Annotated in this window: 9 protein-coding genes; 8 read left to right on the plus strand and 1 reads right to left on the minus strand. The window is 45.4% G+C overall.

Features of this window, described 5'->3' with window-relative positions:
- The 7 genes from VIP81_RS27085 to VIP81_RS27115 form a co-directional block, all read left to right on the plus strand.
- The coding region (locus VIP81_RS27085; protein ID WP_331968747.1) for a FecR family protein at positions 1 to 755 on the plus strand (755 nt) is incomplete at its 5' end.
- A 175-nt stretch (positions 756 to 930) separates the two neighbouring features.
- The gene (locus VIP81_RS27090) at positions 931 to 4,377 is read left to right on the plus strand and encodes a TonB-dependent receptor (protein WP_331968750.1); all 3,447 of its coding nucleotides are present in this window, start codon (positions 931 to 933) and stop codon (positions 4,375 to 4,377) included.
- 84 nt (positions 4,378 to 4,461) lie between these two features.
- The gene (locus VIP81_RS27095) at positions 4,462 to 6,321 is read left to right on the plus strand and encodes a RagB/SusD family nutrient uptake outer membrane protein (RefSeq protein WP_331968753.1); all 1,860 of its coding nucleotides are present in this window, start codon (positions 4,462 to 4,464) and stop codon (positions 6,319 to 6,321) included.
- Positions 6,322 to 6,357: 36 nt separating this feature from the next.
- Positions 6,358 to 7,563: a DUF4959 domain-containing protein gene (locus VIP81_RS27100; RefSeq protein WP_331968756.1), complete on the plus strand. Its 1,206-nt coding sequence runs from the start codon at positions 6,358 to 6,360 to the stop codon at positions 7,561 to 7,563.
- A gap of 29 nt (positions 7,564 to 7,592) precedes the next feature.
- Positions 7,593 to 8,669: a DUF4998 domain-containing protein gene (locus tag VIP81_RS27105; protein WP_331968759.1), complete on the plus strand. Its 1,077-nt coding sequence runs from the start codon at positions 7,593 to 7,595 to the stop codon at positions 8,667 to 8,669.
- A gap of 515 nt (positions 8,670 to 9,184) precedes the next feature.
- Positions 9,185 to 10,246: a DUF481 domain-containing protein gene (locus VIP81_RS27110; protein ID WP_331968762.1), complete on the plus strand. Its 1,062-nt coding sequence runs from the start codon at positions 9,185 to 9,187 to the stop codon at positions 10,244 to 10,246.
- A gap of 16 nt (positions 10,247 to 10,262) precedes the next feature.
- Positions 10,263 to 10,913 carry an outer membrane protein gene (locus VIP81_RS27115; RefSeq protein ID WP_331968765.1) on the plus strand — a complete coding sequence of 217 codons (651 nt, stop codon included), beginning with the start codon at positions 10,263 to 10,265 and terminating at the stop codon, positions 10,911 to 10,913.
- Between the two features lie 25 nt (positions 10,914 to 10,938).
- Here VIP81_RS27115 and VIP81_RS27120 read toward each other — a convergent pair whose 3' ends face one another.
- The gene (locus tag VIP81_RS27120; protein WP_331968768.1) at positions 10,939 to 11,664 is read right to left on the minus strand and encodes a hypothetical protein; all 726 of its coding nucleotides are present in this window, start codon (positions 11,662 to 11,664) and stop codon (positions 10,939 to 10,941) included.
- A 185-nt stretch (positions 11,665 to 11,849) separates the two neighbouring features.
- Here VIP81_RS27120 and VIP81_RS27125 point away from each other — a divergent pair.
- A partial coding sequence (locus VIP81_RS27125) for a hypothetical protein (RefSeq protein ID WP_331968771.1) occupies positions 11,850 to 12,057 on the plus strand: 208 nt, incomplete at its 3' end.

The raw sequence follows: 12,057 nt of genomic DNA on the forward strand, positions 1-12,057 counted from the left end.
GCACCACGGTGCAACTGGACAGTACTGCCAACGGTATGCTGGCAACGCAGGGTAATGCGGTGGTAATGAATCAGAAAAATGGAGAACTCATTTACAAATCAGCCAATAAACCCAGCACCGCTGTCGTATATAATAGCATCACTACTCCCAAAGGTGGAACCTATAAAGTGACATTGCCAGACGGCAGCTACGTGGTGCTGAATGCCGCTTCTTCCATTCAGTTTCCCACCGTTTTCACCGGCCATAGCAGAACAGTTGAAATAACCGGTGAAGCATATTTTGAAATATTCCCCAATGAGACCATGCCATTTCGTGTAAAAGTGAACAACATAGCAATACAGGTATTGGGCACGCACTTTAATGTAAATGGATATAAAGATGAAGATGCCGTGAAAGTCACTTTACTGCAAGGCGCCGTAAAGGTAGCAGAAGGTAAAAGTAGTCTGCTGCTAAGGCCTGGCCAACAGGCCCTGATGATGGACGGTGATAATAAAGTAATCAATCAGGTGGACATAGAGGAAATAATCGCCTGGAAAAACGGCGCTTTTAATTTCAACCAATCAAGCCTTCCGGAAGTGATGCGACAAATAAGTCGCTGGTATGATGTAACCGTAGAATATGACGGGAAAATCAGTGACAGACATTTTACCGGCATCGTCAGCAGAACCGAAGACATATCCGCGGTGCTGGACTTCATGAAACTGGCAGGTATAAAATTCACAATAGAAGAACGAAAAATTATCGTAAAACAGTAACACCACTTACATAAGAGAACTGGTCAAATAAAACCGTCCCGTGTGCGAGACGGAACGGCGCTTTATTTGGGCAAATTTTCCCGATGATCATCGGGAACTAAACAATCTATGCAGTTATGTTTATTCTTTCACCCAATCCCACCTATGCTTTGGCACAGATGGAAAAAACAAAAGTATGAATTTAAAAGTACATTTTCCTTTCCACAGAAAATGGAGAGCCACACCTCAAACATTATTGATTATGAAACTCACGAGCCTTCTTCTAGTGGCCGTTTGTTTGCAGGTTAGTGCTACTGGCTTTAGTCAGGGCATCACGCTTTCTGAAAAGAATGCGCCACTAAGCAAAGTGCTTAAAGCGATTAACCGGCAGGCAGGGTTTAAGTTTTTTTATGAAGTTGAATTATTGGATAAGGCAGATAAAATAGATATTGATGTCCACAATGCATCCCTGGAAGAAGCGTTGGCCATCTGCTTTAAAAATTCAGCATTGAGCTTCACCATTTCCAGGAATACTATTATCATCACACCTCTGACCGCCAAAAAAGTAACAGTCGCCGACAACGACCCCGTACCCGTTGAGATCAAGGGCCTGATACTGGATGAAAATGGTCATCCACTGCAAGGCGCCACCGTAAAATTGAAAGGAACCGCCATCGGTACCGCCACGGATGCCAACGGCATCTTTATACTTAAAATCCCCAATACCACTGGTAAACTGGTTATTTCTTATGTAGGATATGACCCCGTGGAAATAGCCGCATCTACCCCAGGCCCCCTGCGGATTGCATTACACCCTGCCGCTTCTACGGTAGATGAAGTAGTAGTGGTCGCCCACGGAAAACAAAAGAAAAAGGAAATGGTGGGTGCTGTTACCACCATCAAACCAGCTGAATTGAAGATACCAGTCAGCAACCTCACGAATGCATTGGCGGGTAAACTAGCCGGTATCATTGCGTACCAACGCAGCGGTGAGCCCGGATTCGACAACGCCGACTTCTTCATCCGCGGGGTGACGACTTTCGGTTACAGACAATCGCCGCTGATACTGATCGATAATATAGAAACCTCCACGACCGATCTGGCACGCTTACAGGTAGATGATATCGCCAGTTTTTCTATTATGAAAGATGCCACCGCTACGGCCCTCTATGGTTCCAAAGGCGCCAACGGCGTGATCCTGATTACTACCAAAGAAGGGAAGGAAGGAAAAGCCATCATTTCATTCCGCGCTGAAAATTCCCTATCACAATCTACCCGCAACGTAGAACTGGCAGATCCGATTACCTATATGGAACTGGCCAATGAAGCCGTATTAACCCGTAACCCCCTGGGCGGATTGTTATACTCAAAAGATAAAATAGAAAACACCAAAAAAGGAACTGATCCCACCATTTTCCCACAAACGGATTGGCAGGATATGCTATTGCGGAAATCAACGATGAACCAACGCTATAACCTGTCTGTAAATGGTGGCGGTAAAGTAGCCCGGTACTATGTTTCCGGCGCACTTAATGTAGACAATGGCATCATGAAGGTAGACCCCACCAGCAATTTTAACAGTAACTCAAAATTAAAATCCTACTCCATAAGAAGTAATATCAATATCAACCTGACACCCACTACGGAAATGATTGCCCGCCTTTCGGGAAGTTTCGATGATTACAACGGACCGGTAAAAGGAGGTACAGACATTTATGACCAGATTATGCAATCTAATTCTGTACTGTTTCCTGGTTACTATGATCCTACAGAAGAAACAAAATATGTGAAACATATTATGTTTGGAAATGCTTCCGATGGCAGATATAATAACCCATATGCAGATCTGCAAAAAGGATATAAACAGTTTAACCGCTCCACCATCAATGCACAAATCGCGTTGAACCAAAAGTTGTCATACATCACAGAAGGGCTGTCGGCAAGAGGACTGTTGAATATTCAACGCAATGCCTATTTCGATCTTACCAGACAGTATAACCCCTTCTTTTATGTAGCATACAACTATGACTATGTGGCTAAATCATATTCGCTGAAAGCCCTCAACCAGGAAGATGGTCAGTCGGCCGCGCCCACCGGTACAGAATACCTGAACTACGCAGAAGGCAGTAAACAGTTGTCATCCGATTTCTACGGAGAACTGGCCCTCGACTACCGCCGGGAATTCGATAAGAAACATAGTGTGAGCGGAACATTGGTCGGCATCGCCAAAAACAGCCTAACCGGCAACGCCGGCGACCTTCAGGGCTCATTGCCTTTCCGCAATCTGGGCTTGTCGGGAAGGGCATCCTATATGTACGACAGCCGCTACGCGGCGGAATTTAATTTTGGATATAACGGGTCTGAACGTTTTTATAAAACGCAAAGATTCGGTTTCTTCCCATCTGCCGGTATCGCCTATACGATATCCAATGAAAAGTATTGGGATAAGCTGAAAGACATTGTCACCAAATTGAAGTTCAGGGCCACCTATGGCTTCGTTGGAAATGATGCCATTGGTAGCCCTGCCGATCGTTTCTTTTACTTGTCAAATGTAAACATGAATAGTGGCCCCCGCGGCATGCGGTTCGGAACCCTGAAAGATTATAGTCTTTCCGGTATCGATATTTCCCGATATGCAAATAATGAGATCACCTGGGAGAAAGCCAGAAAAACAAACATCGGTCTTGAAACCACCTTTTTCGACCGCCTGAATTTCGATGTGGATATCTACAATGAAAAGCGCACCAATATCCTGATGACACGCGCTTCCATACCCACTACCATGGGACTGTCGGCCGATCTGAGAGCCAATGTGGGCAAGGCATCCTCCAAAGGAATTGATGTGGCCATGGACTATTCTCACCAGATTACTAAAAAATGGTGGGCGAAAGGGATGGCCAATTTTACCTACGCTACCAGTGCGTTTCAGGTATATGAAGAACCCCAGTATCCTGAACAAAATAAACTGCATACCGGACACTCTCTGTCCCAGCAATGGGGATACATCGCAGAACGGTTATTTGTAGATGACCTGGATGCCAAAAATTCACCTACCCAAAATTTTGGCCAGTATGGTGGAGGGGATATTAAGTACAGAGATGTAAACGGTGATGGTAAGATCACCGAATTGGATCAGTGCCCTATTGGTTTTCCCACCACACCGGAAATTGTATATGGCTTTGGCGTTTCTACCGGATACGCTCACTTCGATTTTTCTGTTTTCTTCCAGGGCCTGGCCAGGGAATCATTTTGGATAGACGCTAAAGCAACGTCTCCTTTTGTCGACGAACAACGCCAGCTCCTGAAAGTATGGGCAGATAACCATTGGAGTGAAGATAACAGGAACATCTATGCTTTATGGCCGCGACTCAGCACGGAAGTAAATGAAAACAACACACAGCCCAGCACGTGGTTTATGCGGAATGGGGCACTGCTGCGCATAAAATCAGTGGAAATCGGTTACACCTTATCCACGAACCTGATGAACAGGCTTCGCCTGGCCAATGCCCGTTTTTATGTAAATGGTGTGAATCTGCTCACCTTCAGCAAATTCAATCTATGGGATGTGGAGATGGGAGGTAACGGTCTTGGCTATCCGATTCAACGGGTGATCAATGTTGGCGCTACACTTTCCTTTAAATAAGCTCCGGCATTAAAAGAATCCTACCATTATTCATTACTGAAAGAAGCAACTATGAAAATTTTAAAAATAGTAATACTTACATTCATGGTTACATGCAGCTGTTCATGTAGCAAGTTCCTGGATATTGTGCCGGACAACGTAGCCACGTTGGATCAGGCATTTCAATTAAGAGCCACCGCCAAAAAATACCTGTTTACCTGTTACTCCTATCTGCCACCACTGGCCAGCGTAACACAGAATTATACCTTCCTGGGCTCCCGGGAAATAGCAACGCCATACCCGGGTTCACAAGCTCCCGGTGTACCCACTTCCATCATGGAGCTGGGCTACGATTATCAGAACCTGGTAGATCCTATCAACAACTACTGGGACGGAACAAACGGAGGAGTTGCCATGTTTACTGCCATCCGTACCTGCAATATTTTCCTGGAGAATATCGATAAAGTACCCGATATACAGGACGTAGAAAGAAAAAGATGGATCGCGGAAGTAAAGGTACTCAAAGCATACTATCACTATCTCCTGGTAAGAATGTACGGGCCTATCCCCATTATCAAAACCAACCTGCCCGTTTCTGCAGATGTGGATGCTGTTAAAGTAAAACGAGAACCGGTAGACGTGGCCATCTCCTATATCGCCCAGCTGATAGATGAATCAGGAAAGGACTTGCCACTCGTGATTGCCAATCAACGCGAAGAGCTGGGACGCATCACCCGGCCCATTGCATTGGCCATAAAAGCATATGCACTGGTGCTGGGCGCCAGTCCGCTTTTTAATGGTAACGCAGATTATGCCAGCTTAAAGAATAAAGACGGACAAGCGCTAACCAGTTCCGGCGCCGAAAATTCCAAGTGGTCAAATGCCGCCGCCGCATGCAGCGATGCCATTACCTCAGCACAGGAAGCCGGCTTTCAGCTGTATTACTTCACCAAACCATTTGACCTGAATGCGATCAGCGATACGACCAAAAAATGTATGGATATAAGATGTGCTATTACGGAAGAATGGAATCAGGAAGCCATATGGACTTTTACAAATGGCACCACATCAGAACTGCAACGTGAATGCGCACCACGTAATGATGTGTATTCCTATACCTATGCCCTGTGGGCAGCTAACATGAACGCCTGCGAAATATTTTATACAAAAAATGGCGTGCCCATTGAAGAAGATATCAACTGGGACTATGCTAACAGGTACACCGCTTTAAAAACAATTCCCGCCTCTATGCGGAGCATCTTAAAGCCTAACTATACCACTTCCAGCTTTAATATGGACAGGGAATACCGCTTCTACGCAGACCTGGCATTTGACGGTGCTTCTTATTTCATGAAACAACGTCCCAGTGAAGATAACCTGCTTTACATTAATACCATGTGGGGATCATCTTCCGCTAATTCTCTTTCCAGGTATTCGTTCACCGGATACTGGCCTAAAAAACTGGTAAGCTGGAAAACCTCCGGTGATGGCGGGTCTTACACGGCAGACGCTTATGCATGGCCAGCCATCCGTTTAAGCGCACTATACCTGATGTACGCAGAGGCGCTGAATGAATCAGAAGGCCCCTCCGCTAAAGCATATCAGTACATCGATGAAGTGCGTAAACGCGCCGGGCTGAGTGGGGTGGTGGAGTCATGGACCAAGTATTCCAGGAATGCGGCGAAACCAGCCACCAAAGAAGGACTGAGAAGTATTATTCAGCAGGAAACCATGATAGAATTCATCTTCGAAGGAGAAAACTATTGGAACATGCGCCGCTGGAAGCGCCTCGACTTAATGAACAGACCCATTACCGGATGGGATGTTTCTCAAAACAATCCTAATACTTTCTATAGGGTAAGAACCATTTATAAACCACATAATACCTACAGGGATTTTCTTGCACCTATCAAGGAAAATAATCTGTACGTCAATCCTAATCTCGTTCAAAACCCTTTATGGTAAAATAGTTTTTGATACTGAAGACTAAAAAATAAGCACATGAAAAAAATATTTTGCATAAAAATATCCACCGTCGCCATTTTAATATTTGCTATGCTGTACGCCTGTCAAAAACAAACAGGCACTAACCTGGAACCGATCTATAAAAGCGATAAAAAACCGCCGGCAGTATCGAATGTACGCGTAATCAATTTTCAGGGCGGCGCTTATATTGTATATGATATACCCGCCGACCCCGAAATCCTGTATGTGCAGGCCGACTATATGATCAACAGCAGTAGCAGCCAGCAATCTAAAGCATCTTACTATACCGATACTATTAAGGTAGCAGGATTTGAAAAGGCAAAAGAATACAAGGTGAATTTATTTTCAGTGAGCAGAAGTGAAGTGAAATCAGATCCGGTAGCCGTAACGGTCAATCCACTCACGCCGCCTTACCTGACTACCAAATCCACGCTCTCCATTCTCGCAGATTTTGGAGGTGTGAATATACAGTTTAAAAATCCAAGCGAAAGTGACATTGCTATTGTTGCCCTGGTAGATACCATCGGTAAGTCGGAGTATGTATACACCAACTACACGAAGGATTCTTCCGGGAATTTTTCTGTCCGTGGATTCGATGCCCGCGAAAGGAAATTTGGTGCTTATGTAAGAGACAGATGGGGAAATACCTCCGACACGGTATGGGCCAACATCACGTCGATGAATGAAGTGGAACTGGACCGAAGCAAAATGAAAGCAGTGGTGCTTTCCGGAGATATGCAGGGTTGTTGTGGTTCAAGTTTGAATGTGCCGTTGACCAATCCCTACAAGTCCGGCGATGGGGCACTCTATGGGGTTACCGGCAGCACTGATTCTGTTCCCGCGCGTGTAACCGTAGATCTGGGGCAAACAGTAGTATTGAGCAGGTTCAGGTACTGGATGCGTCAAAATGGAGGGGCAGAATTCAGGAATGGTACGCTACGTTTCTTTAAGGTATATGGTAGTATGAATCCTAACCCCAACGGCGCCCTGGATGATACCTGGACGCAGCTGGGCGGTACCTACGAGCTGGTGAAACCATCCGCACTTCCTTACGGGCAGCTAAACAGCGCCGACTATGAGGTAGTCAACAATGGGGCTGAATTTACATTTCCCTTGCCAGCTATCCCCATCCGTTATTTCCGGTTGGTAGTACTTCAAACCTATAACGGTGGTACCGGATTGGAAATGGCGTCCATAAAATTTATGGGAGATTATAAATAGTAAAGCAACTATCATTTAAAATCATTGGCATGAGAAATAAACTTATTGGATTAATGATTTGTACAGGCACCCTTTTTTCCTGTACAAAAATGGATCATGAATATGAGCCCTATCTGAAAAGCGGTGAAATCTTTTATACAGGCACTCCTTATGACCTGGAAGTCCATCCGGGAAGGGGAAGAGTGGAAATTCAGTTTACGCAATCGAAAGATCCCAATATTGCAAAGTATACCATCTTCTGGAGCAATCATGATAAACATCTTGATGTGACACCCGACAATGCACACACCATTCAGAAGGTCATCGTGGGTGGTCTTAATGAGGGAGATTACACTTTTGAGATCGTCGCTTATGATAAGAGCGGCAATAGGTCTACCCCCAAAAGCGCTATTATCAGTGGATCTTGCCTGGGAAGCCTGTATGAAGGCAACCTGCTGGTGAGAAGAACCGCTTTTGCGAATAGCCGTGCCGGAATAATAGCAGCCCTTTCTTCCGTAGATTCCACCTGCAAATATACCGAGGTATCCTACATCGGTAGCGATGGTGCAACGATAAGGAGGATACTGGCGGATATGAACGCTTTCTCAGATACGCTGACCGATATGAAAAGTACCGCCGCAACGGTGCAGCTAAAAACAGCCTATGTGCCGCCCGATGGGATTGATACATTTTATGCTACACAAAGTATCTCCGTTAACCTGGCTGCCGCTGGCTATGTATGCACCGGCGTCATGACGGACTATACCAACAGCGGTCTTACAGGCCCGTATCCATGGAATGCCACTCTCAGAGCGTTGAGCGCCACGCAGCTGGAGCTGGTGGATAATGATTATTCCAAAGATGTATATCATAAAATACTCAGTAACGGAAGCGATTCGTATTATGGAGAGTTCGGGGTGGTCTTTAATCTCGATAATAATTACAACGTTATCAGCATGGTCAACAAATACGGGCAGCCTTCGTCTAATGGACGGTCCGGTGAACTGGACCCGTCAGGAATAAATAAATTTGACCCGGTGACCCGGACGTTAAAAGTTAAATATTGGATGAATCAGCCGGGCGCTACGCATCGTACCTCGTTTGATGAAACATTTACGATGAAATAAGATTCGCTTAAGAGACTATTTCCGTTATACCCTATATGACCGGAGGAGCTGGCAGCCTTATAAGCTGCCGGCTTTTCATTTTCTGTTGTACTATCCTGCTATCATCTTCCACGCAACAGCACTTCTATCCTGACAGTCTATCCTGATCCTTGCTATATTATTCATACTTATATCTTTAACATATCACTAATATACCATTTTAGCGGAATCCTCCATAGGTGAAAGGCGGGAGCGCTCACTTATTTTTCCCTTGAAAGTTAGGCTGCAACCGCCTAACAGGATGAAATCCATCTGCCTGTATATAAAAAAAACGACCGGGACGTTTTTTATGTCAACAAATCCAGGGTGACAGATGTTATCAGGAAATACATAACGTAGCAAACCACAGCAGTGGTATCATTCTCCTGGGCATTTACATTGAACATCATCAAAACGAAGCCGTCTTTTCAGGCGCAGCCGCTTTGCGGAGGCTGATGCGTGGGGATGGGTATTTACGGATATCAAAAAGGAGGATCATGCAAAGCCCTTTACATCGCACTCATTTTAACAACTTTACAGCAGCTTTTTGCGCATTCTTTCTGTTTGCCTTATTGTCGATCCCAAAAGGAGTATCGGCACAAAAGACGGATTCCCTGATCATGAATAACGGGAATGTCATTGTCGGTGAACTCAAATTGCTGGACAAGGGTGTGGTCACCATTGAAACCGACTATTCAAAAGATGATTTTACGATCGAGTGGACTAAAATCAAAGCGATCTATTCAAAAAGCCATTTTTTAATTACGCTAAAAAATGGTCTTCGCTTAAACGGCAGTATGCAAACAGACAGTGTGACCAGGAAGGTGATCATAACACCCGTACAGGATAGCCCGGTGGTTACCACGGTCAGCGATATCGTTTACCTCAAGGGCCTGAAATCAAGCTTCTGGAGCAGGGCCAGCGCCAGTATAGATATGGGACTGAGCCTGACAAAAGCCAATAATCTGCGGCAATTTACTGTGAGAAGCAACGTGGGGTATTTGGCGGATAAATGGGAAGCTACGATGTTCTACAACGACCTCCGGTCCAAGCAGGACAGCATCGACGCAACCAGGCGCACGGAATGGGGGCCTACCTTCAAGTACTTTATGCAACACGACTGGTTTGCGGCCGCCTCCCTCAACTTTCTGTCGAATACAGAACAGGCACTGGACCTTCGTACCACAGGAAAACTAGGTATGGGAAAATACTTTGTTCATACCAATAAAACATATGTTGGTGCTGGCGCCGGTGTGGCGTACAACAGGGAAGTATTCACCAATGAAACGACGTCCAGGAGCAGCCTTGAAGCCTATTTTGGCTACGAGGTAAACCTGTTCGACGTAAAAGATTTCAGCCTGCTAACAACGGGATATGCTTATCCCAGTCTTACGGAAGCCGGCCGGTGGCGTGCGGATTTTTCTCTTGACACGAAATATGACCTGCCCCTCAATTTTTATTTGAAGTTCGGTGGTACGCTTAACTATGATAATCAGCCGGCGGTAAGCGGTAAGGATATTGACTATGTACTTGCGTTCACTTTCGGATGGGAACTATAATTTAAAAACATACATCATGAAGCTATTATTTCTGGTGACCATGCTCACAATCAGCATGCAAATCGCCTCTGCGCAACAACAGACGACTCCCCACAAATTCAGGATCAATGCCCTGGCGGGTTATGTATTTGACGACAGCTTCGATTCCTATTATGATGCCAATAGTTACTATAACGGTGTTCTTCAAGGTGGCTTCCAATGGGGCGTGGGCCTGGAATACATGGTTCGGGACGTGTACGGTGTAGAACTGCAATATCTTCGCCAGGACACCAAAGGGCCCGTCACTTATTTCCAAAACGGTGTCAAGAATACCAATTTCGATCTGGCGGTTAATTACATCCTGTTGAGCGGTAACCGGTATTTCAAACTCAACTCTCCGCTAACGCCCTATGCAGGTATTATGGCAGGTGTTGGGATCTTAAATATTGACAATCCGGACAATGGAAGAAGTTCCAACGCTACCAAATTTTCCTGGGGCGTAAAGGGAGGCACAAATATCAATGTTTCATCACGGTTCGCCTTTAAACTGCAGGCGCAATTATTGTCCGCGGTACAGGGCGCCGGCGGTGGTGTGTACTTCGGCACCGGCGGTCTTAGTACGGGTCTTTCTACTTATTCTACCATATTGCAGTTTGGCTTCAGCGGTGGTATCGCCGTGTCTTTCTAAGTGTTAAGCAATTGGATACTGCAGCTCACTGATTGATCGCATTGACTAAATCAGTGGCTGCCTGCTCATCGAACGAAGTGTTGCTGCTGTCGAAGAATTTTTTCGCGGCAGCAACAGCTGCAGGATCTTTTTCTATCGCCGCTAAGAAACTTTTTCGTTTTAAACTTACTTTAGTAAGGGTACCATCTCTGAGTAGGTAGTAGGTGTATTCTTTTTTATACTCGTCGTAGTTGTGGCCTGTTTGCGTGACTCCTTTATCTACGAAATTGGCGCGTTCAAATTTAATTTTTGCCGCTTTCACCAATGAGTATTTCCCGGTTGCCATCCGCTGCATAAATTGCGGTCCGGCATCTGTTTTTATATTTACAAAATACGAAGTTTCACCATTTTTAGCCAGGTGAAATGCTTGTACATCCTTACTTTCCGGGGTATATGCTTTTCCGTCGCCGGCGCGGATAATGAGGGCGTTTTTCTCCAGATCCACATTGGCTTCATACACCACGGAGCGTTTCACCGGTTTGTTTTCCATGGAGTCGAGCCAGAGATGCCCCCAATCATCGTATAAATAAGGACTGCCGACCGTATTGCCCACCGGACGGAAACTGGTAGCCAGAAAATAGGAACTGATCCCATTGAAATTATCCAGGATATTTGCGATGTGCGTAGTTTGTACAAGGCCGAGTGAGTCTTGTGCAGCAAGGGGAGCAGCAGCTGTAAACAACGAGAGAATGGTCAGGGTTAATTTTTTCATATAAGCAAATTACTATACTAATATAACGAAATTACTTTTGCGGCGTGTCAAAGGCCGTTCACCCTCCGCCCCATAAATAAATACCCGCGCATATTTTGTTGTTCTGGTTTTAGAAATTATATTACTATATATATCGGGCCTGGCATCGATGGTGATTTGACGGCTGACCCTAAAAACCAAAATTTATGATGGCAAGACTCCGTGTCTTTTTATGGCTGCTTTTAGTGTATGGGTGTGGGTTATTACACGCGCAAACACCTGACAGCACCGGCCGCCAGGCAAGCGATTCCAATGCCAGGCCGGCTGTCGTTCCACCGGGCTTTGTACAAAAAATGCATGGATTTGCGAAAACCATCCATAACCAGAGTGTGGCAGAACGCGAAGCCGATAAGA

Source organism: Chitinophaga sp. (assembly GCF_036566945.1).
Taxonomy (GTDB): Bacteria; Bacteroidota; Bacteroidia; order Chitinophagales; family Chitinophagaceae; genus Chitinophaga.